The sequence below is a fragment of the Streptomyces alanosinicus genome (assembly GCF_014650595.1).
In the GTDB taxonomy this organism is placed as follows: domain Bacteria; phylum Actinomycetota; class Actinomycetes; order Streptomycetales; family Streptomycetaceae; genus Streptomyces; species Streptomyces alanosinicus.
This window is the reverse complement of the sequence record NZ_BMVG01000008.1, coordinates 219,936-244,288: the sequence shown is the minus strand read 5'-3', so window position 1 is coordinate 244,288 and position 24,353 is coordinate 219,936. Positions and strand designations below refer to the sequence as shown.

The 24,353-nt window shown below is 72.8% G+C and carries 24 protein-coding genes; 9 read left to right on the top strand and 15 right to left on the bottom strand.

Going from position 1 to position 24,353, the window contains the following annotated elements; translation table 11 throughout:
* Positions 1 to 1,966 precede the first annotated feature (1,966 nt).
* Genes IE277_RS19970 through hypE form a run of 3 tightly spaced genes read left to right on the top strand, consistent with a single transcriptional unit; the run spans position 1,967 to position 4,465 of the window.
* Entirely contained in the window at positions 1,967 to 2,257 is a 291-nt protein-coding gene (locus tag IE277_RS19970; RefSeq protein ID WP_189954276.1) for a HypC/HybG/HupF family hydrogenase formation chaperone, read from the top strand.
* Positions 2,254 to 3,399 carry a hydrogenase formation protein HypD gene (gene hypD, locus IE277_RS19965; RefSeq protein ID WP_189954274.1) on the top strand — a complete coding sequence of 382 codons (1,146 nt, stop codon included), beginning with the start codon at positions 2,254 to 2,256 and terminating at the stop codon, positions 3,397 to 3,399. The genes IE277_RS19970 and hypD overlap by 4 nt, the downstream gene beginning before the upstream one ends.
* Complete coding sequence (hypE, locus tag IE277_RS19960; protein WP_229881820.1) at positions 3,392 to 4,465, top strand: hydrogenase expression/formation protein HypE; 1,074 nt, start codon at positions 3,392 to 3,394, stop codon at positions 4,463 to 4,465. The genes hypD and hypE overlap by 8 nt, the downstream gene beginning before the upstream one ends.
* Positions 4,466 to 4,506: 41 nt before the next feature.
* Here the strand turns inward: hypE and hypA are convergent, their stop codons facing one another.
* Genes hypA through IE277_RS19920 form a run of 8 tightly spaced genes read right to left on the bottom strand, consistent with a single transcriptional unit; the run spans position 4,507 to position 10,850 of the window.
* Complete coding sequence (gene hypA / locus IE277_RS19955) at positions 4,507 to 4,848, bottom strand: hydrogenase maturation nickel metallochaperone HypA (RefSeq protein WP_189954271.1); 342 nt, start codon at positions 4,846 to 4,848, stop codon at positions 4,507 to 4,509.
* A gap of 7 nt (positions 4,849 to 4,855) precedes the next feature.
* On the bottom strand, positions 4,856 to 5,068 hold the full coding sequence (locus IE277_RS19950; RefSeq protein ID WP_189954500.1) for a hypothetical protein: 213 nt from the start codon (positions 5,066 to 5,068) through the stop codon (positions 4,856 to 4,858).
* Complete coding sequence (locus tag IE277_RS19945; RefSeq protein ID WP_189954270.1) at positions 5,065 to 5,271, bottom strand: hypothetical protein; 207 nt, start codon at positions 5,269 to 5,271, stop codon at positions 5,065 to 5,067. The genes IE277_RS19950 and IE277_RS19945 overlap by 4 nt, the downstream gene beginning before the upstream one ends.
* A 21-nt stretch (positions 5,272 to 5,292) precedes the next feature.
* The gene (locus IE277_RS19940; RefSeq protein WP_189954268.1) at positions 5,293 to 5,883 is read right to left on the bottom strand and encodes a DUF5947 family protein; all 591 of its coding nucleotides are present in this window, start codon (positions 5,881 to 5,883) and stop codon (positions 5,293 to 5,295) included.
* The gene (locus tag IE277_RS19935; protein WP_189954265.1) at positions 5,880 to 6,443 is read right to left on the bottom strand and encodes a NifU-related iron-sulfur-binding protein; all 564 of its coding nucleotides are present in this window, start codon (positions 6,441 to 6,443) and stop codon (positions 5,880 to 5,882) included. The genes IE277_RS19940 and IE277_RS19935 overlap by 4 nt, the downstream gene beginning before the upstream one ends.
* Entirely contained in the window at positions 6,436 to 8,226 is a 1,791-nt protein-coding gene (locus tag IE277_RS19930) for a nickel-dependent hydrogenase large subunit (RefSeq protein ID WP_189954263.1), read from the bottom strand. Before IE277_RS19930 ends, IE277_RS19935 begins: the two co-directional genes overlap by 8 nt.
* A gap of 60 nt (positions 8,227 to 8,286) precedes the next feature.
* Entirely contained in the window at positions 8,287 to 9,354 is a 1,068-nt protein-coding gene (locus IE277_RS19925; protein WP_189954262.1) for an NADH-quinone oxidoreductase subunit B family protein, read from the bottom strand.
* The gene (locus tag IE277_RS19920; RefSeq protein WP_229881814.1) at positions 9,351 to 10,850 is read right to left on the bottom strand and encodes a hypothetical protein; all 1,500 of its coding nucleotides are present in this window, start codon (positions 10,848 to 10,850) and stop codon (positions 9,351 to 9,353) included. Before IE277_RS19920 ends, IE277_RS19925 begins: the two co-directional genes overlap by 4 nt.
* 239 nt (positions 10,851 to 11,089) lie before the next feature.
* Here IE277_RS19920 and IE277_RS19915 point away from each other — a divergent pair, with 239 nt between their 5' ends.
* On the top strand, positions 11,090 to 11,293 hold the full coding sequence (locus IE277_RS19915; RefSeq protein WP_189954259.1) for an antitoxin: 204 nt from the start codon (positions 11,090 to 11,092) through the stop codon (positions 11,291 to 11,293).
* A gap of 42 nt (positions 11,294 to 11,335) precedes the next feature.
* On the opposite strand, the gene IE277_RS19910 is transcribed toward IE277_RS19915, so the two are convergent.
* Both IE277_RS19910 and IE277_RS19905 read right to left on the bottom strand, forming a co-directional pair.
* Positions 11,336 to 12,541 (bottom strand): PP2C family protein-serine/threonine phosphatase, encoded by a 1,206-nt coding sequence (locus tag IE277_RS19910; protein WP_189954257.1) that lies wholly within the window; start codon positions 12,539 to 12,541, stop codon positions 11,336 to 11,338.
* Positions 12,538 to 13,638: an FUSC family protein gene (locus IE277_RS19905; protein ID WP_189954256.1), complete on the bottom strand. Its 1,101-nt coding sequence runs from the start codon at positions 13,636 to 13,638 to the stop codon at positions 12,538 to 12,540. Before IE277_RS19905 ends, IE277_RS19910 begins: the two co-directional genes overlap by 4 nt.
* A gap of 353 nt (positions 13,639 to 13,991) precedes the next feature.
* On the opposite strand from IE277_RS19905, the gene IE277_RS19900 reads away from it, so the two are divergent.
* Positions 13,992 to 15,797, top strand: coding sequence for an alkaline phosphatase family protein (locus IE277_RS19900; protein ID WP_189954254.1), 1,806 nt, complete (start codon positions 13,992 to 13,994; stop codon positions 15,795 to 15,797).
* Between the two features lie 66 nt (positions 15,798 to 15,863).
* On the opposite strand, the gene IE277_RS19895 is transcribed toward IE277_RS19900, so the two are convergent.
* The 3 genes from IE277_RS19895 to IE277_RS19885 form a co-directional block, all read right to left on the bottom strand.
* Positions 15,864 to 16,091 (bottom strand): response regulator transcription factor, encoded by a 228-nt coding sequence (locus IE277_RS19895; protein WP_189954252.1) that lies wholly within the window; start codon positions 16,089 to 16,091, stop codon positions 15,864 to 15,866.
* A gap of 162 nt (positions 16,092 to 16,253) precedes the next feature.
* Positions 16,254 to 16,946 carry a response regulator gene (locus tag IE277_RS19890; RefSeq protein ID WP_189954250.1) on the bottom strand — a complete coding sequence of 231 codons (693 nt, stop codon included), beginning with the start codon at positions 16,944 to 16,946 and terminating at the stop codon, positions 16,254 to 16,256.
* Positions 16,943 to 18,169 carry a sensor histidine kinase gene (locus tag IE277_RS19885; protein WP_189954248.1) on the bottom strand — a complete coding sequence of 409 codons (1,227 nt, stop codon included), beginning with the start codon at positions 18,167 to 18,169 and terminating at the stop codon, positions 16,943 to 16,945. The genes IE277_RS19890 and IE277_RS19885 overlap by 4 nt, the downstream gene beginning before the upstream one ends.
* Positions 18,170 to 18,306: 137 nt before the next feature.
* Here IE277_RS19885 and IE277_RS19880 point away from each other — a divergent pair, with 137 nt between their 5' ends.
* On the top strand, positions 18,307 to 19,842 hold the full coding sequence (locus IE277_RS19880) for a nitrilase-related carbon-nitrogen hydrolase (protein ID WP_189954246.1): 1,536 nt from the start codon (positions 18,307 to 18,309) through the stop codon (positions 19,840 to 19,842).
* A 16-nt stretch (positions 19,843 to 19,858) separates the two neighbouring features.
* On the opposite strand, the gene IE277_RS19875 is transcribed toward IE277_RS19880, so the two are convergent.
* Positions 19,859 to 20,686 (bottom strand): serine hydrolase, encoded by an 828-nt coding sequence (locus IE277_RS19875; RefSeq protein ID WP_189954244.1) that lies wholly within the window; start codon positions 20,684 to 20,686, stop codon positions 19,859 to 19,861.
* Positions 20,687 to 20,907: 221 nt separating this feature from the next.
* Here IE277_RS19875 and IE277_RS19870 point away from each other — a divergent pair, with 221 nt between their 5' ends.
* Both IE277_RS19870 and IE277_RS19865 read left to right on the top strand, forming a co-directional pair.
* Positions 20,908 to 21,930, top strand: a complete 1,023-nt coding sequence (locus IE277_RS19870) for a permease (protein WP_229881811.1) — start codon at positions 20,908 to 20,910, stop codon at positions 21,928 to 21,930.
* The gene (locus IE277_RS19865) at positions 21,927 to 22,742 is read left to right on the top strand and encodes a TIGR03943 family putative permease subunit (RefSeq protein ID WP_189954242.1); all 816 of its coding nucleotides are present in this window, start codon (positions 21,927 to 21,929) and stop codon (positions 22,740 to 22,742) included. Before IE277_RS19870 ends, IE277_RS19865 begins: the two co-directional genes overlap by 4 nt.
* On the opposite strand, the gene IE277_RS19860 is transcribed toward IE277_RS19865, so the two are convergent.
* On the bottom strand, positions 22,729 to 23,193 hold the full coding sequence (locus IE277_RS19860; RefSeq protein ID WP_189954239.1) for a pyridoxamine 5'-phosphate oxidase family protein: 465 nt from the start codon (positions 23,191 to 23,193) through the stop codon (positions 22,729 to 22,731). The two genes, IE277_RS19865 and IE277_RS19860, sit on opposite strands and share 14 nt — an antisense overlap.
* Before the next feature lie 537 nt (positions 23,194 to 23,730).
* On the opposite strand from IE277_RS19860, the gene IE277_RS19855 reads away from it, so the two are divergent.
* On the top strand, positions 23,731 to 24,333 hold the full coding sequence (locus tag IE277_RS19855) for an Rv1733c family protein (RefSeq protein ID WP_189954237.1): 603 nt from the start codon (positions 23,731 to 23,733) through the stop codon (positions 24,331 to 24,333).
* The last annotated feature ends 20 nt before the right edge of the window (positions 24,334 to 24,353 follow it).

The following is a 24,353-nucleotide window of genomic DNA, read 5'->3' as shown; positions in this document are numbered from 1 at the left end:
GCACCCGTTCGTCACCTGCACCCACTGCGGGCCGCGCTTCACCATCGCCACCGCGATGCCGTACGACCGCGCGGCCACCACCATGGCCGGCTTCCCGATGTGCCCGGCCTGCTCCGGCGAGTACGGCGCCCCCGCCGACCGGCGCTTCCACGCCCAGCCGGTCGCCTGCCCCGACTGCGGGCCCCGGCTCACCTTGACCCCGGCCCTGGGCGGCCTGCGCCCGGCACGGGACGCGAACGCCCTCGCCACGGCCCGCGCGCTGCTGGCCGCCGGCCGGATCCTCGCCGTCAAGGGGGTCGGCGGCTACCACCTGGCCTGCGACGCCACCGACGAGCGGGCCGTGGCCACCCTGCGCGGCCGCAAGGAACGGGGCGGCAAGGCCTTCGCGGTGATGTGCCCGGATCCCGCCACCGCCGAGCGCCTCGCGGTCCTGTCCGCCGCCGAACGGGCCGCCCTGACCAGCGCCCGCCGCCCCATCGTGCTGCTGCGCCGCCGCACCGGGCGCGACGGCCTCCGACTCGCCGACCAGGTCTGCCCGGGCAGCCCCTACGTGGGCGTGATGCTGCCCTACACCCCCGTCCACACCCTGCTGTTCGGGCTGCCCGGCGATCCGCCCGGCCCCCGGGCGCTGGTCATGACGAGCGGCAACCGCTCCGGCGAACCCATCGTCACCGACGACGCCGAGGCCCTGGCCCGGCTCGCCGGGCTGGCCGACGCCTGGCTCGCCCACGACCGGCCCATCGCCGCGCCGTGCGACGACTCCCTGCTGCGGGTCCGTGCGGACGGCACCGAACAGGTCCTCCGGCGCTCCCGCGGCTATGTGCCGCGCCCGCTCAGGCTGCCGGTCCCCGTGCCGCCCGTGCTCGCGGTCGGCGGCGACCTGAAGAACGCCCTGTGTCTGGGCGAGGGCTTCAACGCCTGGTTCGGGCCGCACATCGGCGACATGGGCGACCTGGCGACCCTGGAGGCCGCGGCACGGGCCGAACGGCACCTCACCCGGCTGACCGGCGTCAGCCCCCGGCAGGTGGCCGCCGACCGGCACCCGGGCTACCACTCGACGGCCTGGGCCCGCCGCCGAGCGGCCCAGCTCGGCCGCCGGGCGCCGACGTCGGTGCAGCACCACCACGCCCACATCGCCTCCGCGATGGCCGAGCAGGGCCTGGACGGCACCACCCCGGTGATCGGCGTCGCCTTCGACGGCACCGGATACGGCGACGACGCCACCGTGTGGGGCGGCGAGGTCCTGCTCGCCGACTACCGCGGCTACCGGCGCTTCGCCCACCTCACCCCCGCCCCGCTGCCCGGCGGCGACGCCGGCGTGGCCAACCCCTGCCGGCTGGCGCTCGCCCGGCTGTGGGCGGCCGGGCTGCCGTGGGAGCCGGACCTGCCGAGTGTCCTGGCCTGCACCGAATCCGAACGCACCGTGCTGTGCAGGCAGTTGACCCGGCAGGTGGCCTGCGTGGCGACCTCCAGCATGGGGCGCCTCTTCGACGCCGTGTCCTCGCTGGCCGGGGTGTGCCACCGCGCCGGGTACGAGGCACAGGCCGCGATGGAACTGGAGGCGGCGGCACTTCGGGCCCAGGACGCCGACACCGAGGCGTACCCCTTCGACCTCACCGGTGCGCACGTCCTCACCTGCGACCCCGCCGCGATGCTGAGGGCCCTGCTCGCCGATCGCCGGCGCGGCACCCCCGCACCCGTCCTCGCGGCACGCTTCCACCGGGGCGTCGCCCGCGCGGTCGCCGAGATCTGCCGGCGCGCCCGCGCGGCGACCGGCCTGAACACCGTCGCCCTCACCGGAGGTGTCTTCGCCAACGCGCTGCTGGAGGAGGAGAGCGCGACGCTGCTCACCGGGGCCGGTTTCGCCGTCCTGCGGCACCGTGAAGTCCCCCCGAACGACGGAGGGCTGGCGCTCGGTCAGCTCATGGTCGCGGGAACCGCAAACAACCACGAGACGGAGTGACCCATGTGTCTGGCCGTGCCCGGCAAGGTCGTGTCCATCGACCATCGTGCCGACCCCAGGACCGGGCTGATCGACTTCGGCGGGGTGCGCAAACAGGCGTGCCTGGAGTATCTGCCCGACGTCCGGGTGGGGGAGTACGTCATCGTCCACGTCGGCTTCGCCCTCCAGCGCCTGGACGAGGAGTCGGCACGGGCCTCCCTGGAGCTGTTCGAGCAACTGGGGCTGCTGGACGAGGAGTTCGGGGACGCCTGGGAACAGGCGGCCCGGCAGGAGAGCGGGAGTGAGGCCCGGTGAAGTACATCGACGAGTTCAACGACCCCGCCCTGGCCCGCCGGCTGCTGGACGAGATCCACGCCACGGTCACCCGCCCCTGGGCACTGATGGAGGTGTGCGGCGGCCAGACCCACTCCATCATCCGCCACGGCATCGACCAACTCCTGCCGGAGCAGGTCGAGTTGATCCACGGTCCCGGCTGCCCGGTGTGTGTCACACCGCTCGACGTCATCGACAAGGCCCTGGAGATCGCCGCCCGCCCCGAGGTGATCTTCTGCTCCTTCGGGGACATGCTGCGGGTGCCCGGCACCGACCGGGACCTGTTCCGGGTCAAGGGCGAGGGCGGTGACGTACGCGTGGTGTACTCGCCGCTGGACGCGCTCGAACTCGCCCGCAAGCACCCGGACCGGCAGGTCGTGTTCTTCGCCATCGGCTTCGAGACGACCGCCCCCGCCAACGCCATGGCCGTCCACCAGGCCCGCCGGCTCGGCGTCGACAACTTCAGCCTGCTGGTCTCCCACGTCCGGGTGCCACCCGCGATGGAGGCCATCATGACCGCGCCGGAATGCCGGGTTCAGGGCTTCCTCGCCGCCGGGCACGTGTGCAGCGTGATGGGCACCACCGAGTACCCGGAGCTGGCCGAGCGACACCGGGTGCCGGTCGTCGTGACCGGCTTCGAGCCGCTGGACATCCTGGAGGGCATCCGCCGCGCCGTCCACCAGCTGGAGCGCGGCGAGTACCGGGTGGAGAACGCCTACCCGCGCGCCGTGCGCGAGCGGGGCAACCCGGCGGCGCTGCGCATGCTGGAGGACGTCTTCGAGGTCACCGACCGCAACTGGCGCGGCATCGGCCGCATCCCCGCCAGCGGCTGGCGGCTGTCCGAGGCCTACCGCGCCCATGACGCGGAGATCCGCTTCGACGTCACCGGGATCCGCACCGAGGAACCCGCCGTGTGCCGGGCCGGCGAGGTGCTCCAGGGCCTGATCAAGCCCACCGAGTGCGAGGCCTTCGGCACGGCCTGCACCCCGCGCACCCCGCTCGGCGCCACCATGGTCTCCAGCGAGGGCGCCTGCGCGGCCTACCACCTGTACCGGCGGATGACCGACGGCCCGGCCCCGAAGGGGTCCCGCATTCCCCAAGAGGAGCTGAACAGCGTTGGCTGACCTCGCTGCCGAAGCGGCCGTCGACCCCGCGAACTGGACCTGCCCCGCCCCCCTGCGCGACCAGCCGGTCGTCGTGATGGGCCACGGCGGCGGCGGTGCCCTGTCCGCGGAACTGATCGAGCAGATCTTCGCCCCCGCCTACGGCAACCCCACCCTGGCCGCCCTCACCGACTCGGCGGTCCTCGGCCTCGGCGGCGCCCGGCTGGCCTTCTCCACCGACTCCTACGTCGTGCGCCCGCTGTTCTTCCCCGGCGGCAGCGTCGGCGACCTCGCCGTCAACGGCACGGTGAACGACCTGGCGATGAGCGGCGCCCGCCCCGCATATCTGTCCATCGCCTTCGTCCTGGAAGAGGGCGTGGCGCTGGACGTCGTCGGCCGGGTCGCCCGCGCCGTCGGCGCGGCCGCCGAAGCCGCGGGTGTCGTCATCGCCACCGGCGACACCAAGGTGGTGGAGTCCGGGCACGGCGACGGTGTCTACGTCACCACCGCCGGCGTCGGCCTCGTACCGGACGGAGTCGACATCCGCCCGCAGCGGGCCCGGCCCGGCGACGCCGTCATCGTCAGCGGCCCCATCGGGCTGCACGGCGTGGCCGTCATGAGCGTCCGCGAGGGCCTGGAGTTCGGCGTCGAGATCGTCTCGGACACCGCGCCGCTGGCGGACCTCGTGGCGGCCATGCTGGCGGTCACGAACGACATCCATGTGCTGCGGGACCCCACCCGGGGCGGGCTCGGCGCGTCCCTGAACGAGATCGCCCGCGCCTCCGGCACCGGGGTCCGGCTGCGCGAGCGGGCCATCCCGGTCCCCGACGAGGTCGCGAACGCCTGCGGCTTCCTCGGCCTGGACCCGCTGTACGTCGCCAACGAGGGCAGGCTCGTCGCCTTTGTACCCCCGCCGCACGCCGAGGCCGTGCTCGCGGCGATGCGCGCCCATCCGCGGGGCGAGGGCGCGGTGATCATCGGGGAGTGCGTCGAGGACCACCCCGGCATGGTGGTCGTGGCCACCGGTCTCGGCGGCACCCGGGTGGTGGATCTGCCGCTCGGTGAGCAACTGCCCCGCATCTGCTGAGCGACAGCCCGGCCCCGCCCTCAGGTCGGGGCCGGGCCGGTTCACCCCTTCACGCCCGAGATCTCCAGCTCCCGGCCGCTGCGCAGACACTGCGAGGGCCGGTCACAGGACGGGCACCAGAAGAACGGTGGCATGCCGACGGCGAACTCCTCGGCACACCCGTCGCACCAGGCCAGTGCGGTCACCTGCTCCACGACCAGCGCGGCCCCGGCGAGCGCCGTGCCGTCGCGGGCCACCTCGAAGGCGAAGTGCAGCGCGTCCGGCACGACACCGGCCAGCTCGCCGACCCGGACGGTCACCGCTGTCACCCGGTCCGTCCCGTCCGCGCGGGCGATCTCCTCGGCCTGTTCCAGGATCGCGGTCGCGATCGACAGCTCGTGCACCAGCGGCTCACGGGTAGCGGCGGTTGGCGCCGAGCCCACCGGTCATCCGGTAGATACGCACCTCCCGCATGATGCCCGGGAGCTCCTTGACGAGCAGAGCGGCGCAGAGGCTGCCGATCACCACGGCCTGCGCCATGAGCAGCTGCCGTCCCGACATCCCCGCTCGCGCGGTCCTGCTTCTCCTGCCCATGTTCATGACGGTCACTTTCTGCTCTGTCATCCCGGTGAGATGTTCGGCATGTCCTGCGTCAGGGCGTCATGCCGTCTGGAGTGGATACCGGTGGAGCGGCGCGCGTCGGACGTGCCGTCCACGTGGTGTCCGGGCTGATGCTTGTACGGGCCCTGGTTGCCCTGGTGCAGTCCCCGCACGTGGGACGGCGTGTCGGGCTTCGCCTGGGGGCGGCCCACTCGGATGCTGCCCATGCCGGTTCTCCCTTCCGGGTCTCACGACCGTTCGATCAGCTCTCTGAAGAACTGTTCTACGGCCGACCAGACCTCGCCGCCACCGGACAGGCCCCGCCACTCGCGGCGGACCAGGGCGATCATGCGGTAGCAGTCGTCGACCGGCACGATCCAGTGTTCGTCGAGGCCACGCACCGTGTTCACGAGAAGCGCCTCCACATCGGGCGCCATGGACTTCAGCTGCGCGACCGAGCCGGCCAGCCGCTGCCAGGCCGCCGCGTCCACCTCCCAGCGCATGGCGCCCGCAGGGCTCGGGCCCTGCGCGGTGACCGTGCCGTCCGGGTGCGGCACGAAGAACACCAGCCCCACCGGCACGCCCAGCACCGAGGTGTCCACCGGCGGCAGCCGCAGCCGGCGCCGCGGCACGAGCCGGTAGCGGCCCGCCTCCGCCCCGGCGAACAGCACCGAGCACGCCCGGCACACACACCGCGGCTCGGCGGCATCGGTGTCGTAGAGATGGGGGTGTCCGTCCGCCAGGACGGCGGCGCACAGCTCGCAGCGCTCGGTCCCGGCCGCCGCCGCGCGGTCCGCCGCGGAACGGATGACCCGGGCCAGTGCCCCGTCCATGGTCATCGCGCCCCTTGCGGCCGCGCCGGGGCCCGGTGGGTGAGCGTGGTCAGCGGCACGAACGCCGGTGCCGCACGGCGCCCGGCCGGCTCCGTCAGCTGCTCCACCGCCGTCAGCTCCGGTGCCACGGCCAGCACCGCGGCCCGGACGGCCGCCATGGCGTCGCCGGACCCGCCGCCGCAGCCGGACCCGCACTTCCCGCCCGTGCTCAGCCGGACCCGGGCGACCCGCCCCTCCACCCCGGCCCACGCCAGGTCGCCGCCGAGCTTGCGCACCGCCGGCCGCAGCCGTTCCACCGCACGGGCGGCCCGGCGCTCGGCCGGCTCGGGATGGATCGCGTGCAGCACCAGCAGATGCCCGAGCAGCTCGTCCTCAGCGAGCCGTTCCCGCAGCGGCGCGTCGGCGCCGTCCAGCACCCGGGCCAGCGCCTCGCCGTAGACCTCGGTCAGCAGGGACACCGCCTCCAGCGCCGGGGCCGCCGCCGACTCCAGCTCCGCCAGCACCTCGTCGAGCCGGGCGAGCCGCGCCTCGACCGCCGGGTCGGACAGCCGGACGGCGTCAGCCATGGTTCGCCCCGTACGTGGGCGAGTGCACCGTGGACAGCGTCTTGCCCTTGCCGACGTACATGTGCACACCACAGGGCAGACACGGGTCGAAGCTGCGCACGGTACGCATGATGTCGACACCCTTGAAGTCGTCCGGACCGTTCTCCTCGAAGATCGGCTGGCCCTGGACGGCGTCCTCGTACGGGCCCGGGGTGCCGTAGATGTCGCGGGGGCTGGCGTTCCACGGGGTGGGCGGGTACGGGTGGTAGTTGGCGATCTTCTTGTCCCGGATCACCAGGTGGTGGGAGAGGACACCGCGGACCGCCTCGTGGAAGCCGCAGCCGATCGACTCGTCCGGCACCTCGAAGTTCTCGTAGACCTTGGTGTCGCCGCTGCGCAGCATCCCCATGGCCTCCTCCAGGAACTGCAGGGCCATGGCGGCGGCGTAGGCGATGAAGTACGGCCGGGCGCGGTCCCGTTCGAGGGTGTTGCTCCACTTCGGGATCTTCCACTCCAGGGTCGTCTCCGGCAGCTTCTCGCCCTTGGGCAGGGTGATGCGCACGGTGCCGCCGGTGGCCTTGACGTAGGGGGTGTCGACCAAGCCGCTGAGCGCGGTCGACCACAGCCGGGCGAGCGGCCCGCCCCCGGTGTCCAGGGCGAGGTGCTCGTCGGTGTCCGGGTGGTACCAGCGCGGGCTCATCACCCAGCTGTAGTTGCCGTCGAAGTCACGTTTCTGCGGCACCGGGACCGTGGTCTGGTTCCACGGGTGGCGCATGTCGACGGGGTTGCCGAGCGGGTCGTGGGTGACGAAGGGGTCCTCGTTCACCCAGTCCTCGTAGAACGAGCTGCCCAGCATGACGCGCAGCCCGAGGTTGATGTCGATCAGGTTGTTGGTGACCAGCTTGCCGTCGACGACGACGCCCGGGGTGACATACATCGCCCGGCCCCACTCGTTCATCGTGGCGTAGCGGTAGTCGACGACGTCCGGGTTCTGGAAGGCGCCCCAGCAGCCCAGCAGGATGCGGCGCTTGCCGACCTCCTCGTAGCCGGGCAGCGCCTCGTAGAAGAAGTCGAAGACGTCGTCGTTCATCGCCACCGCCTTCTTGATGAAGTCGATGACGCGCATCAGGCGGCTGAGGTAGTCGGTGAAGGTGTTCGGCTGCGGCATCGTGCCGACGCCGCCCGGGTACAGCGTGGAGGGGTGCACATGGCGTCCCTCCATCAGGCAGAACATCTCCCGGGTGATCCGGCTGACCTTCAGCGCCTCCTTGTAGACCTCACCCTCGAAGGGGTTGAAGGCCTTCATGATCTCGGCGATGGTGCGGTAGCCGTGCACATCCCCGCGCGGGGCGTCCGTGCGCTCGGCGCGGGCCAGGAGCCCGGGGTTGGTGGCCTTGACCATCGCCTCGCAGAAGTCCACGAAGACCAGGTTGTCCTGGAAGATCGTGTGGTCGAAGATGTACTCCGCCGCCTCGCCCAGGTTGGTGATGTGCTCGGCCAGCTTCGGCGGCTTCACGCCGTAGGCCATCTGCTGGGCGTAGTTGGAGCAGGTGGTGTGGTTGTCGCCGCAGATACCGCAGATGCGCGAGGTGATGAAGCCCGCGTCGCGCGGGTCCTTGCCCTTCATGAACACCGAATAGCCGCGGAACAGCGACGAGGTGCTGTGGCACTCCACGACCTCCCGGTTGGCGAAGTCGATCTTCGTGTAGATGCCCAGGTTGCCGATGATCCGGGTGATCGGATCCCATGACATGTCGACGATCTGGGCGGGCTTGCGTTTGGTGGACCGGGCGGTGGTCGTCATCTGCGGTACTGCCCCTCGCTGTTCGGGTCGGGCGGATCGGGGACGGGCGGTGACATGACGTCAGGCGCGCCAGTGCGGGTCGTAACCGCTGGTGAGTCTGCGCTTGTTGTGGCGCCACCTGGGCTCGTGGTTCACCATGTCGTTGGTCAGACCGCGCAGCCGGCGGATGACCGCGCCGTAGGGCCGGATCACCATCGACGACAGCGTGCCGCCCGGGGGCTCGTCCATGAACGGCATGAAGGCGTCGGGGAAGCTGGGCATCGTGCAGCCGATACAGATGCCGCCGACGTTCGGGCAGCCGCCGATGCCGGCCATCCAGCCGCGCTTGGGCACGTTGCAGTTGACGACGGGACCCCAACAGCCCACCTTCACCTGGCACTTGGGGGAGTTGTAGTCCTTGGAGAAGTCGCCCTGCTCGTAGTACGCGGCCCGGTCGCAGCCTTCGTGGACGGTCTTCCCGAACAGCCACTGCGGGCGCAGCATGTGGTCCAGCGGAGGCGGCGGAGCGGAACCGGCCGCGTGCTGCAGCACCCAGACCAGGGTTTCCATGAAGTTCTCCGGCTGGATCGGACAGCCGGGCACATTGACCACCGGCAGTCCCGAGCGCGCCCTGAACTCCCAGCCCAGATAGTCCGCGAGACCCATGCACCCGGTCGGGTTGCCGGCCATGGCGTGGATACCGCCGAACGTCGCACAGGTCCCGGCCGCCACCACCGCCCACGCCTTGGGCGCGAGCTGGTCGATCCAGTGGTTCAGGGTCTGCGGCCGGCCGGTCTCGGGGTCGTTGCCGAACGACGTCCAGTAGCCGTCGCCCTCGATGATGTTCTGGTTCGGGACCGAACCCTCGATCACCAGGATGAACGGCTCCAGCTCGCCGCGGGCCGCCGCCCGGTACGGCGCCAGGAAGTCCTCGCCGCCCAGGCTGGGCGACAGCACCTTGTTGACGAGGTTCACCTTCGGCAGGCCCGGGATGAGACCGAGGACCACGTCCTCGATGGACGGCTGCCCGGCGGCGGTCAGTGACACGGTGTCGCCGTCGCAGCTCATGCCCTCCGAGATCCAGAGGATGGTGATCTCGTCGAAGCCGCTCGACGCCTTGGCTTCGGTGGTACCGCTCTGTGTGGTCATGTCTGCGGCCTCCGTCGCAGTCGGTCGTGGGCCTGGCCGGCGGCAGCCGGCGGGGCCTGGGGCGCGAGGGGTTCGACCTCGTCGGGCCGGAAGTAGTGGAAACGGCCGTACCAGCCGTGCAGTTCGGCGGCGGGATCGTCGTCGACCGTGACGGCGAGCCGCACGCTGCCGTCGACGTCGTGGAAGACCGCCGCGACCTGCGCGCCGCGCCCGTCGAGGAACATGTCCTGGGCATCGGCGCCGCGCAGCCGCGGGCGCAGCCGCACCGGGCTGCCGGCCCCGACCGGCACCCCCGCCACGAGCACCGTGTCGGTGCTCGGGGACAGCCCCTCGTCGCCGCCCTCCTGCCACCAGGCGGGCCGCTGCGCGTCCGGGGCCCCCGGCGCGGGCACCGGGGTCAGGGAACGGATCACACCGTGCAGCCGCTCGAAGACCTCCCGGGGCATCGTGTCGACCCGGTCGACGATCTGCGCCGCCCGCGGATCGGTGGCCCGCGCCTCCGCCTTCTCCTCGTCGGTCAGCAGCATCGTGCGCAGCGTGAGGATCTCGTCGATCTCCGCCGCGTCGTGCAGATCGCCGGGACTCTCCGGCGCCACCTGCGGCTGGTCGGGCAGGATGATCGGCGCGGACAGCATGACGGCAGGCGGGGCGCTGTCCTGCCGCGCACCGCCGAGCACGGGAAACGTGAACGCGTTCCGGCAGCCCCGCGCGTGCTCCGCGAGTTCCTGGGGCGGATCGATCAGGGACACGAACTCCAGCCCGTCCCCGCCGACGAGCGTGTGGGTGGCGATCAGCGCCTGCCGCAGCGCCGCGTCGCGCGGGGCCCGCGGGTCCGCCGCGTCGCCGGTGTGCTCGGTGCGCACCCGCAGCCGGTACAGGCCCGGAGCCAGCGGTTCGGCCCCCACCGTCGTCGTGGCCCGCACCTCGTGGCGCCGGCGCAGGATCCGCCCCGCGGCCTTCGGCAGCGGCTCGGACTCGACACCGGCGGCCGCGCCCACCGGCGCGCCGCGGCCGCCGCGCACCAGCTCCGCCAGCGGCAGCACCAGCTCGGCCTCGCGCGGCACCGCCTCCTCGAACGAGAGATGCGCGGCGCCGTCGGCCGTCCGCAGCGACTCGACCGGGCGGTGCCGGCCCTCCGGGTCCGCCGCCTCGACCTGCTTGTCCTGCATCTGCAGATACCGCACCCGCACCCGCACGACGGCGTCCGCGCGCGCCCGCACCAGGCACTCGGTGCGCTGGTACCAGGAGTCCGCGGAGCCGGAGATCCCCGGTGTGAGCGGCCCGTCCCGCTCCACCCAGTCGCGGGGCAGCAGCACACCGAACTGCCAGCGGACCCGGTTCTTCGGCGAGGACCGGCGGTACGGGTAGAGCAGATATCCCTCGTAGAGCACCGCGTCCGCCACGGCACGGACCCGCTCGAAGCCGTCGTACGACGCGCCACCGCCGTCCAGCACGGCGGCCGGCGCCGCGCCGCCCGCGCCGGCTCCATCCGACATTCCGCCTCCTCGTCACCGGTCCCCCGGCAGACTCCTTCCACCACCGTCACACCCGTCACAGCACCTCGCCCCTCCGGCGCACCCCGATTGGGCCGGGCAGGGGACACCGGGCCGGTTTCACGCGCTCCCGGCGCCACCCCCCAGTGCTTCCGAGCACCGTCCCGGGCCGCATGTCCCGCCACCTGGGGCATGGGACCGTGGTGCGGTCACCGCAGCCGGCCGACGGAGAGGAACCGGACATGTTCGACGCCCTGAAGAATCTGAAGGACAAGGCCGAGGACATCGCGGAAGAGCACGGCGACAAGATCGCCCAAGGCCTGGAGAAGGCCGGCGACCTCATCGACGAGCGAACCGACGGCAAGCACAGCGACACCATCGACACGGCCGTCGACAAGGCACAGGGCCTCGTCGAGAAGCTGGGCGAGAACGGCGCGAAACACTGAGCGCCGGCGCCCGCCGGGCGCCGGTCTCCTCGGGCGGGCCGCTCACGGCAGGTGTTCCAGGGCGACCAGGGCCGCGTCGTCGTCGAGGTCCCCGCGCACATGGCGGACGAGGTCGCGGCGCAGCGCGGCGACCATCGCGTCCAGAGGCCGCCCGGCGTGCGCCTGCACGTGCGCGGCCAGGTCGTGGAAGCGGCCCCGGCGGTCGCGGGCCTCGATGAAGCCGTCGGTGTACAGCACGAGCCGGTCACCCGGGACGAACGGCACCGTCTGGGCGGCGGGGCGCGCCGCCAGCAGATCGCCGAGGCCCAGCGGCGCGCCGGGCTGGTCCGGCTCGTACGGCCGTACCTCGCCGGCGTGGACGACGTACGGCTCGGGATGGCCGCAGTGCACGATGCGGGCCACGGGCTCGCCGGGCGGGAACTCCATCAGCAGCGCCGTGGCGAACCGCTCCGTGAACAGCGTGAGCGTGCCCCGGCCGTCGGGGCCGAGCGCGTCCGGGTCGCCGTCGAGGGCGGCGATGTGCCGGCGGGCCCGCTCGTCGAGCTGCTCCGCCACCTTCGTCAGCGAGGGCTCCCGGTGCGCGAGGTCACGGAACGCGCCGAGCAGGGTCGCCGACGCACCGACGGCCTCCAGCCCCTTGCCCCGGACGTCGCCGATCACGATCCGGATGCCGTACGGCGTGCGCACCGCTTCGTAGAAGTCGCCGCCGATCCGTGCCTCCGACTCGGCCGGCAGATACACACCGCTCAGGGCGAGCGAGCCGATCCGCTGGGGGAGCGGGTGCATCAGCGCGCACTGGGCGGTCTCGGCGACGGAGCGGATCCGGTTCAGCTGCCGTTCCCGGCGCTGTCGCAGCGAGCACGCGGTCAGCGAGGTCAGTCCGACCACGAACAGGCTGACCAGCGCGACGTTCGTGTCCGGATGCCCCCAGCTGCCCGCGTCCCACTGCAGCAGCGCCGCGATCACGAGCGCGGCGAGGGCGAGCACCGCCGTCGCCCACCAGGTGAGCAGGACGGCGGCCAGCACCGGGACGGCGGCCATGACCGGTGAGACATGCAGCCAATCCGGGGTGAACAGGTCGGTGACGGTGACGAGCATGATGAGCAGCACGGGGGCCGAGGCCAGCAGTGCGCGGGAGCCGGTGCGCCGGTCCCGGAGCGCCGCGGACCATCCGCTCGGCTTCCGGCGCGCGGGTGCGGCGGTGTGCACGGTGGTGGTGTCCTGGAGATCGCTGGTGTGAGAGGTCATCGTCGTGGTGAGGGCCGTAGCGGGTGGAGGAGCCGGTGGGGGCGGGCGGTCGGCGTGGTCGCCGGCGCCGACAGGCAGGTGAGGGCCGATTCCAGGGGGCGCAGCAGACGCTGGTCCGGGGCGGCCTTGTCCGGGGGCTCGCGGTCGGGGGCGCCGAGCCGGGCGAGGGCCTGCCGTGCGGCGGGCAGGGCCGGGTGCGGCCGGCCGCCTCGGCAGGAATAGGCGCACAGGGCGGTCGTCCGCAGCAGCCGGGCGTAGGGCTGGGCGAACGCGGTGGCGGGGCGGGAGGTCTCGGCCGCCTCGGGGTGGGTGTCGAGGAGCCGGCCCGTCGTGCTCACCTGTCCCGCCACGTCGCTCAGGGTGCGCAGCACCCGGTGGTCCAGGTGCGAGCGGCGGCGCCGGGCGGTCGGCCGCAGGTTCCAGCGCATGCTCTCGTGCGCTTCGTCCATGGCGGCCCGGGCGCGGGTCAGCGCGGTACCGAGGTCGTCCTCCCAGGCCGGGCCGAGGACGTTACGTGGCCGCTGGTGCCGTACGACCGCGTCGGCCAGGCCGTCGAGATGCCGGGCGATCACCAGCCGGAGGTCCTCCAGTGCCCGCTCGGCGGACCGTGTCCGCACGGTGGGAAAGAGCAGCACGCTGCACGCCAGCCCGAAGGCGATGCCCAGCACGATCTCCGCGAGGTGGGTGGCCAGCTCACCGGGGTGGCGGCCACGGACCAGCGCGAAGGTGATCAGGGCGGTCGTCGGGACATGCAGGCCGTAGTGACCGAGGAAGCCGTGCCGGGCCAGCAGCACGGCGGCGAAGACGACGACGGCCAGTCCCACCATGCCGGGCTCGGCGTACAGCGCGCCGGGTATGGCCACGAGCACGCCCAGCAGGCAGCCGGCGGCGTACCGCGTGGCGGCGGACACCGTGGCCGCCACCGTCGTCTCGACGATCAGGACGGCCGCGATGGCGCCCGCGTACGGCTCGGTGACGTGCAGCAGCAGTGCGCAGGTCTGCCAGGTCAGCGCCGCCGCCACCGTCGCACGCGCGGCCTCGGCGCCGCCGGCCTGTCTGATCCGCGCCGGGAGAGCGGTCCATCGTGCACTGCGCATGTCTCGTTCCTCCCGTTTCGCGACCGTTCTCTTCGGTCGGGCAAGACCGCCCAGGATAAACGGACAAATGGGCCAAACGGCAAATAAGGAATTTGTAGGAAGGGTGCCCGGCCGGGCCGGCGGGTGACCTGTTCAAGTCTCAACAAGTGGGCCGGTGTTCGCGGTCCTGCCCGCGGGTGCGGGCGGCCATGGGTGCTCGACCTCGTACGCCCTGAACTTGTCTGGTCAAGTTTGGATGCGGTTCTTCCGTTCGACAGTGCCGGCCACTACTCATGTCCCGTTCGTTGCGCACAGTCAGGCCGTGAGGTCTTCCCTCCTCGCGGCATCCTCATCAACGGGACGAGGTACTACGTATGCGACCGCGCTGGAGATCTCTCGGCGGGCTTCTCGCCCTCCACGGCGCCCTGCTCGTCGCCGCCCCCGCTTCCGCCCAGGCGGCCGGGACCAGTGGCAACCTGATCGTCAACGGCGATGCGGAGAGCGGCGGTTACTGCACCGGCGACTGGGCCGCCGCCACCACGGTCCCCGGCTGGACCACCGAAGCCGGCGGTCCGAACGTCATGTGCCACTCCGTCGCCTCCTTCGGACTGCCCGGCGACGGCAGGACCCCCGGCAAGGCCTTCTTCGCGCCCGGCAACTTCGGCGACGGCGCGATGACCCAGACCGTGGACGTCTCCTCCGCGGCCACGGCCATCGACGGCGGCGCGGTGCACTATAACCTCTCCGGCTGGCTCGGCGGCTGGACCACCTACAGCGGCAATGTCGCCGTCAGCCTGCACTTCCACGACGGCAGCGGACGACCCCTCGGCGCCACCGCCACACTGCCCACCGTGTCCGCGAGCGACCGGGGACATGCCACCGCGTTCCTCTCGCGCAGCGCCACCGGCGCGATCCCGGCCGGCACCCGGTCCATCCAGGTCGAGGTGCAGTTCCTGTCGACGAGCAGCGAGACCGGCTACCTCGACAACCTCTCCCTCACCCTGGACACCCCGGTCGGCGCGCCCGCCCCGCTCGCCCCGCCCGTCTCCAAGGTCCCGGGCTACGACCATGTGTTCACGGTCATGATGGAGAACACGGACTACTCCCAGGTCATGAACGACCCGGCGGACACGCCGTACATGCACAGCCTCATGGCCCAGGGCGCCAACCTCACCGACTTCCACGGTGTCTACCACCCGAGCGACGAGAACTACCTCGCTGTCGCGGGCGGTGACACCTACACCAAGGGCGCCACGTACTTCCCCAACATCAACTCACCCGAGCGCAACCTCGGCGACACCCTGGAGGAGGCCGGCAAGACCTGGAAGGCCTACGAGCAGGGCATGGGCACCCCCTGCAACACCAAGAACGACCACGACAGTTACTACGAGCCCGACGACGCGCCCTTCATCAACTACACCGACATCAGCGGCAACGCCTCCCGCTGCGCGGCCCATCTGTTCGACACCACACAGCTGACCACCGACCTCAAGACCGCGGCCACCACCCCGGACTTCTCCTGGATCGCCGCCGACGACTACTACGACGGGGAGGCCTCCGGCAACGGCAGCGCCACCAGCCTCAAGACCCAGGACGGCTGGCTGAAGCAGACCCTCGCCCCGGTCCTGTCCTCGCCGGCCTGGACCCAGCAGCGCTCGCTGCTCATCCTGACCTGGGACGAGAGCAACAGCGAGGCGTACAACCACATCGCCACCACCGTCGTCGGCTCCCAGGGCACGGTCCCGGCCGGCACCAGCAGCCCGCTCCACTACGACCACTACAGCATCGGCCGCACCGTCGAGGCGGCCCTCGGGCTGCCCGGCCTCACGGCCAACGACACCTACGCGACGCCGCTCAACGCCGCGTTCGCGCCGTCCACCGCGACCAAGCCGACCCTCACCGGCGACCTGAACGCGGTCGCGAACGGCGGCAACGTCACCCTGCGCTACTCGGTGCCGACGGCGTCCCAGGTCAGCGCCAAGAACTGGATCGGCGTCTACCCGGCGGGCGTCACCCCGGGCAAGCAGTCCTCGCTGACCTGGTCCTACGCCCCGAACGCCAGCGGCGCGCTCACCTTCCCCACCGGCAAACTGAACGGCGCGGGCACGTACGACGTGTACTACCTCGCCGATGACGGCTACTCGGTCCTGGCCGGACCGTTCTCCCTGACCGTCGGCTGAGGCCGGCTCACGACGGACACCGGGCCCACACGCGTGGGCCCGGTGCTCGGCGGCGCGGCCCTTGGCTCACAGGCCCAGGGAGATGGCCACGCGGGTCAGCTCGGCCGTGTTGGTGATGTTGAGCTTGGCCCGGATGCGGCGCAGATAGGCGTCCACGGTATGGGTGGACAGCCCCATGTGGCGGGCGGTCTGGACGTATGTGCGGCCGGCGGAGATGTGCCGGAGCGTCTCCCGCTCGCGCGGAGCCAGCGTGCTGAGGGCCTTGGGGTGCGGCGTGGTGAGAGTGGCGCTCATGGTGCTGTCCTCCGGCGAGGTGTTTGACCTTTAGGGCGATTTGCCCGATTTCCTCCAGGTTGGTTGCCGGACGTCATGACGCCGTCCGCCGACTGTCACAGGCGTGTCACAGGGAAAGGGGAAAGCGGTGACATGGCCGGCCGCGTGTCAGCAGGGCGTGGCTCAGCCCACCCCTGGTCCGGGCCCCGCGAGGCCGGTCCGGTGGGCGAACAGGGCGGCCTGGACCCGGTTCTCCAGGCCCAGCCGGGTCAGGATGCGATTGACCCGGCTCTTCACGGTCGCCTCGCTGAGCCCGAGGTCCGCCGCGATCCGCGCGTTGGACAGCCCCCGCGCGACCAGGACGAGGACCTGGATCTCGCGCTCGGTGAGCATGCCGGCTTCCGACGCCGGGTCCGGCGCGGGGGCGAGGAGGGCCGGTGGCAGCCCGGTGACCGTGTCGATCAGGCGCCGGGTGACGCTCGGGGCGAGCACGGACTCGCCGTCCGCCGCCGCGCGCAGGGCCTCGGCGAGCTGATCGGGCCGACTGTTCTTCAGCAGGAAGCCGACCGCCCCGGCGCGCAGCGCCGCGTGCACGTACTCGTCCAGGTCGAAGGTGGTCAGCACCAGGACCCGCGGCACCGGCCCCGGGCCGGGCCAGTCCTGGACGATCCGCCGGGTCGCCTCGACGCCCGTCGTACCCGGCATCCGCACATCCATCAGCACCACGTCCGGTCGCAGCGCCACGGCGCGGGCCACGGCCTGCTCGCCGTCGGCCGCCTCCCCGACGACCGACAGGCCCTCCCTGCGGTCGATGACGAGACGCAGCGCGGTCCGTACGATCTCCTGGTCGTCCACGACGAGCACGCGTACGGTCATCGGTCCCCCTGTGCCGGTCCGGGAGCCCGCGCCGACAGCACGGCGCGTACCCGCCAGCCCCCGTCCGGGCGGGGCCCGGCGTGCAGTTCTCCGTCGAAGGCCGCCACCCGCTCCCGCATGCCGACGAGCCCGCGTCCGGCGCCGGGCACCGGCCGGTGTCCCGGGGCCGGCGCGTCGTTGTCCACCTCGATCGTCAGCCGTGTCTCGTCCCCGTGCACGGCGATCCGCACGACGACCGGACCGGCGTGCTTGACCACGTTGGTCAGCGCCTCCTGGACGATCCGGTAGGCCGAGACCTGGATCCCGGCCGGCAGCGCCTTCCCGGCGGGCGTCCCGGAGACACGGCTGACGCGGCACCCCGCCGAGGCCGCGACACCGACCAGCAGGTCGAGGTGGTCCAGGGACGGCTCGGGCGCGAGGTCGCGTTCGCCGAAGGACAGCAGCCCGAGCAGCCGTCGCATCTCGGTCAGCGCCGTGTCGGCGGTCCGGGCGATCAGGCCGACGCCGTGCGCGGCCTCGCCGGGGTCGGGCGGACGCGAGGTCAGCACGTCCTCGGCGGCGCGCGCCTGGAGGGCGATCGCGCTGACGTGGTGCGCGACGACATCGTGCAGGTCGCGGGCGATACGGGCCCGTTCGGTCAGCACGGCCTGCCGGGCGTTCAGCTCCTGCTCGGCCGCGAGCCTCCTGTTCAGCTCGCGCAGGCGTGCCGCGTCGGCGTCGATCCTGCGCCGTCCGTACCCCAGCAGCCAGGCCAGGGCGAAGAAGAACGCGAACGTCGTGACGCTGATCGGCTCCAGCGAGCCGAGCCGGGGCGGCTCCCAGTTCCCGGTCAGGGCATCCGTGACCGCGGTGACGGCGAGGCAGCACAGGGTGAGCGGCCCGCTCGCCGGTGCCGGTGCGTACCGGGCCACGGCGTAGACGCCGAGCATCAGCAGGAACGGCCCGGGGATCTTCCCCGGGATCGGACCGAGCGCCTGGAAGAGGACGTACAACGCGGTCATCGCCGCCAGGACGGTCCGCGGCCGCGTCCGCCGCCACAGCAGCGGCACGGTCTGCGCGCCCCACAGCGCCACCCCCCAGCCCACCGGCCGCGGTGCCCGGTCCAGCACGGTCGCCATGTCGAGCAGGGTGAGGCCGCCGGCCCACAGCGCGTCCGTCAGACGCGGTCGGTCGGCGAGCCAGTGCTGGGCGGCTCGGGGCAGGGCGTTCACCTGGACGGTCATCTCGGTCCGTCAGGCTAGACGACAGCGCGGGCGGCGCGGATCCTCCGCCGGGCGCGCATCGAAAGATGCGTCGGCGCGCCGAGGATCGGCATCGGGCCCGAGGCGCGGCCGGGGCCGGCCGTCCTAGCGTCCCGACCATGACGAACACAGCCGTACCGGCACCGCCCCACCCGACGGCACCACCGCCGTCGCGGCCGACCCGCGCCCACCGGCGCGCCTGGCCCCTGCTGCTCGGCACCGCGGCGATGCTCTTCGCCGTCGGTGGCCGCTGGGACATCGCGGTCGCCGCGTGGATCTTCCCCGTCCTGCTGCTGCGCTTCACCCGGCTGAGCCGGGCCTGGTCCGGGGCGCTGTGGATCTGGCTGGCGCACCTCGGGGCCGCCGTCTTCTGGGTGCAGGAGTCGGCGCTCGGCCTCAACACCGTGGTGCTGGCCGGGGCCGTCGCCCTGGCCGCCCTGCAGACGCTGCCCTTCCTCGCCGACAGACTGCTGACGGACCGGCTGCCGGCGGCGCCCGCCGCGCTGGTCTTCCCGGCCGGTGTCGCCGCCGCCGAGTTCCTGATCACCCTGGTGTCCCCGTTCGGCACGGCCTACGGCTCCCTGGCCGTCACCCAGCACGCGGACCTGCCGCTCCTCCAGGTCGTCTCGGTCACCGGCCCCTGGGGCATCGGCTTCCTCATCGGCTACGCCGCGAGCACCGTCAACGGCATATGGGACCGCCCCGCCTGGCGCGACGGCCTCGTCTGCATCGCCGTCCTGCTGAGCGTCCTGCTCGCCGGCGGCGCCCGGTCGGCCTTCTTCCCGCCGCATGGCGCGACCGTACGGATCGCCGGTGTCAGCCCGTCCCGCACCGTGACCGAGCGGCTGCAGGACACGCTCGCCCGGTTCGCCGACGGCCCGGGCGGCATCGCCGCGGCCCCCGTCACGGCGGTGCGGCCCGCGATGACCGCCGTCGAGGACGACCTGCTGGCCGCGACCCGCCGTGAGGCGGCCGCCGGCGCGAAGATCGTGATCTGGCCGGAGAACGCCGTCAGGACTCAGGAGGCACAGGAGTCCGCCGCCATCGCCGCCGCCCGGGCGCAGGCCCGCCGTTCGGGCGTCTACCTGGAGATCGGAGTCCGCGTCTACAGCACCACCGCGCCCGCCCACGGCCGGGACGAGGCACTCCTCATCGACCCGCACGGCACGGTGCTCTGGACCTACCAGAAGGCCCACCCCATCCCCGGCTCGGAACGGTTCACGCCCGGCGACGGCCAGGTGCCGGTCGTCCGCACCCCGTACGGCCGGCTCGCCAACGTCATCTGCTACGACGCCGACTTCCCGGACCTGATGCGCACGCGGGCCGACATCATGCTGGTGCCCGCGCACGACTGGAAGGAGTACGGCGCCGCGCACACCGACAAGGCGGTACTGGCCGCCGTCGAGGGCGGCTACTCCCTGATCCGCCAGGACGCCGAGGGCGTCTCGGCCGCGTACGACGGCCAGGGCCATGTCCTCGCCACCGCCGACTACTTCGCCACCGGCCGGCAGACCATGGTCGCCGATGTGCCCGTGCACGGCGGCACCACGGTCTACGACCGCGTCGCGGACACCTTCGCCTGGCTCTGTCTGGCCGGCCTGGGAGTGCTGACCGTCACCGCCCTGGTGCGCCCCCGGCGTCCGGTGGGCCGCTGACGCCGGGGCGGGCGGCTCAGGCGACGGCCTGGCGTGCCGTCCGCTCCACCAGGGAGATCCCCTCGCTCATCGAGGCGCTGCCGTTCGACAGCACCGCGACGAGACAGCGGTGGCCCTTCACGGTGACCTGGCCGACGCTGTTGATGTCCCACAGGCCGGAGGCGGTGCGCTGCAGCCAGCCGTTCTTCAGCGCGCGCGGGGTGCCCGAGGCGCCGGCGGCCGAGACTCCCCAGGTCTGCTCGGGGACGACCTGGCCCATGAGGGTGCGGATGTAGGCCCGGGACTGCGCGTTCAGCGCGGTGGCGCCGGAGCCCGTCGTCGTGGCATCGGCCCCCGTCGCCGTGGCGTCGTCGAACACGGCCCTGAGCAGCCGTATCTGATCGCTCGCGGTCGTCCGGGTCAGCCCCCACCTGCCGCCGTCCCCGCCCGTCGTCGAGGTCAGGCCCAGCCGCTCGTTGGCCGCCGCCAGCCCGGAGGCCTGGCCGATCTGCTGCCAGAGCGCGTCGGCCGCCGTGTTGTCGCTGCGCTGGATCATCGGCTCGGCGTGACCACGCTCCTCGTCGGTGAGCTGCCGTCCCGCGTCCTGGGCCCGGAGCAGCACCGCCGCGAGGATGTCGACCTTGACGATGCTGGCGGTGTCGTACGCGCTGTCCTGTCCTCGCACCACGGGCGTGCGGCCGGTGTCGTCCAGGTCGAGCACGGCGGCCGTGGCGTGCGGCGCCGCGACCGGGGTGGCGGCCGACGCCGGGGTGGGGAGCAGCGCACCGGCGAGGAGGGCCGCGGCCGAGGAGAGGAGGACGCCGGTCCGGGTGCGTGCGGTGCTGGAAGAGGGGCGAGACGACATGCCCACGAACGTAAGGAAAAGGTGCGCCGGGCGAAGTGGCAGCCGTCACGTTCGTGATTGTTGATGGTGAATTGTGAGAAGGCCCACCTACGCCACCGATGGGACGCATTGCGCGCCATGGGTTGGTCGCGCGGCGGCGTGTACGCGCGGCCGGAACGGGCCGCTCGCCTATCGTCGGCCCGACACCGACATCCGGAGTGATAATGGAAAAAACGGATGAAATGGTTGGCGTGGTCGAGTGTGCGGCGGTCGCGCCCGTCGGTTCGCCATCCGTACGCCGTATCCGGCCGTGGCCCCTCGGCGCCGCCCTCGCGCTCGCAGCCGGTGCCGCGGCCGTACTCCTGCTCGGCGGCACACACTGGCTGAACCAGCCGGCCGTCCAGGCCTGGCGCACCGTCTGCCTCGCCATCACCGTCCAGGCACTCCCGTTCCTGCTGCTCGGCACCGCCCTGTCCGGCGCCATCAACGCCTTCGTGCCGGCCGACCTGTTCACCCGGATCCTGCCGAAGCGGGCCGCCCTCGCCGTGCCGGTCGCCGGCGTCGCGGGCGCGGTGCTGCCGGGCTGCGAGTGCGCCTCCGTCCCGGTCGCCAACAGCCTGATCGGCCGGGGCGTCACCCCGGCCGCCGCCTTCGCCTTCCTGCTCTCCGCGCCCGCCATCAACCCCGTGGTGCTGACCGCGACCGCCGTCGCCTTCCCGGGCAACCCCGCGATGGTCGCCGCCCGGCTGGTCGCCTCCCTCGCCACGGCGGCCGCGATGGGCTGGCTCTGGCTCTGGCTGGGCAAGGAGAAGTGGCTACGACCCTTCCTACGGCACCGGGACAGCGGCCACCGGCACGGCCACAGCCGCTGGAACGAGTTCCGCCAGGGGTTCCAGCACGACTTCCTGCACGCCGGCGGCTTCCTCGTCCTCGGCGCCATGGCCGCGGCCACCTTCAACGTCGCCGTGCCGCGCTCCGTCCTCGACACCTTCTCCGGCTCGCCCTGGCTCTCGGTGCTCTTCCTGGCGGGGCTCGCTGTGCTGCTCGCGGTCTGCTCCGAGGCCGACGCCTTCGTCGCCGCCTCGCTCACCGGCTTCTCCCCGACCGCGCGGCTCGCGTTCATGGTGGTCGGACCGATGGTCGACCTGAAGCTGATCGCCCTTCAGGCGGGCACCTTCGGACGGGCCTTCGCCTGGCGGTTCTCCACGGCCACCACCGTCGTGGCGGTCGCCGCGAGCGTCCTGATCGGAGGCGCCCTGCTGTGAGACGCCCTGCCCAGACCCTGCTGCTGACCCTGACCGGCATCGGCCTGCTGCACTCGGCCCTGTTCACCGACACCTATCTGCGGTACGTCAAGGCCGGTCTGCGACCGCTGCTGATCGCCTCCGGCATCGTCCTGCTCCTCCTCGGCCTGGCCGCGGCGGCCGTACGGGGCGAGCGGCGGGACACCGTCCACGACAACCGTGGGTCAGCCGATGGCCACACCACCACGGACCCGCACGAGCACGAGCAGGGTCATGAACACCGGCACAGCCATGCACACCGGCATGGTCATGACCACTCCGGCGCCCCGCGCGTCGCCTGGCTGCTGTTCCTCCCGGCGGCCAGCCTGCTCTTCTACGCGCCGCCCGCCCTGGGCGCGTACACGGCGGCACGCTCCAGCACCAAGCCGGTGGCGGTGCAGAGGACAGGATTCGCCGCGCTGCCGGCGACCTCACCGCTGCCGCTGACCCTCACCGACTTCACCAAGCGCGTCCAGCAGGACCGCACCCGGGCCGTCAAGAGCCGTCTCGTCGAGCTCACGGGCTTCGTCACCCCGGCCGAGGACGACGACGGCTGGTATCTGACCCGGATCATCTTCACGTGCTGCGCGGCGGACTCGCAGACCGTCAAGATCCGCGTGTACGGCACCGAGGCACCCCCCGCGAACACCTGGCTCGCGGTGACCGGCACCTGGCACCCCCGAGGCGCCCTCGGCACGAGGACCGCGCAGGCGGCCCTGGACGTCCGCAGGGCCCGCCCCATCGCCCAGCCGGTGAACGCCTACACCGACGATCTGCCGCTCACACCGTCCTGACCGCCGGGGCGGAATCGGTCCCGTCCGTCAGGAGCACACCGGTGACCATGTGGGGGCGGATGCGCACGGCGTGATCCATCTCCTCGCACGGCGCCCAGGGGACGAGCAGCGAACGCAGCCGGGCCAGGTCGGCGGGGTCCGTGACAAGCCGGGCGTAGCCCGTGACGACGACGCTCCAGCCGAGGTGCGTGCCCGGATCGATCGCGTCGGCCTCGTAGGCGACCACCACGCCCTCGCCGCTGTCCTGCTGGGCGTGCGCGGTGAGCGCGGCGCCTTCATGGGTGCGGATGACGATGTCGCCGCCGTCCAGGACATGGCTGACGGGGCGGACGGTGGGCAGCGCCTGCCGGGTGAAGACGATCCTCCCCAGCGACACGGTGCCCAGCAGCCGCAGTGCCTCGACGGGGTCGATCTCGATGCGCCGGAGCGCCGGCTCGTCGTTACGGATCATGGCTGGCTTCTTCGCGGGTGCGTGACGGTCTCCTCGTCGGCTCCGGTCCCCCGGCGCCCACGGCGTGGACGCCGGGGGCGGAACGGCACCGCGGGGGAATCGGCGCCGCTCCTGTCTCCCACGGTGGTACGTCACCGGCCGCGCGCCCAGTGCCCTTCGGCCTCGGCCCCAGGGCCGGACGGCCCGACCGCACGGGCCGAGGGGGCCGAGGGGGCCGCGGGGGAGCGCCGGCGCAAGGCCGGCGGGTGCCTGCCTGGTGCCTGCCGGGTGCCCATGGGGCTCCTCTCCGGCTCCTCCGGGCTCCTCTCGGGTCCCTCCCGGCCCCTCCCGGCCCCTCCCGGGTCCCTCTCGGGCTCCTCTTCGGCGCTCACGCCGCCTTCGTCCGGATTGAGGTGCACGATGGAGTCGTGGCACTCGACGGCCGGGTCCGGGAGACCGCCCCGAGCCCGCTCGCCGCCCGCCCGGCGTGATCCCGCCCGGCGGGGCGGACGTGGAGTGCGCGGCGAGGCCGCCGGTGCGCGAGAGGAGGCGGTGACGATGAACCGGACACCTCCCACGACGGTCACCCGGGTACGGCTGTGGCGCTGGCGGCGCAATCCGCTCAGACGGCACAGCGATGTCGTCGAGGCCTGGATCGTCCTCGCGACCTGGGTGCTCGCCGTCCTCGGCGGGGCCGTCGCCGGACTCCTGGCGGCCCACAGCGCCGACGCGGCGTTCACCGCCCGGCAGGCCCGGGTGCGCGCCGTCTCCGGCGTGCTCACCGACACCCCGGCGAGCGCCCCGACCTCCGGCACCGGCTACGACGACGGACAGGTCTGGGCCACCGTGCGCTGGACGGACGCGCACGGCACCGTGCACACCGACCGGGCGAAGGTCGAGCCCGGTGCCACCACCGGATCCCGGGTGACGGTGTGGACGAACCCCGCGGGCCACGTGGTCTCCCGGCCCGTCACCGGCGCCGCGGCGGACCTGCAGGCGGCCCTCACCGGCGCCCTCGTCGCCCCCTCGGCGGGCGCGGCGGTCTGGAGCGCGGGCTGGCTGCTCCGCACCCGGCTGATCCGCCGGCGGATGGCCGAGTGGGACGAGGAATGGAAGCAGATAGGCCCCCGCTGGGGAAACTTCAGCGGCGGCCGGGGCTGAACGCCCACGAAGGCAGAGGG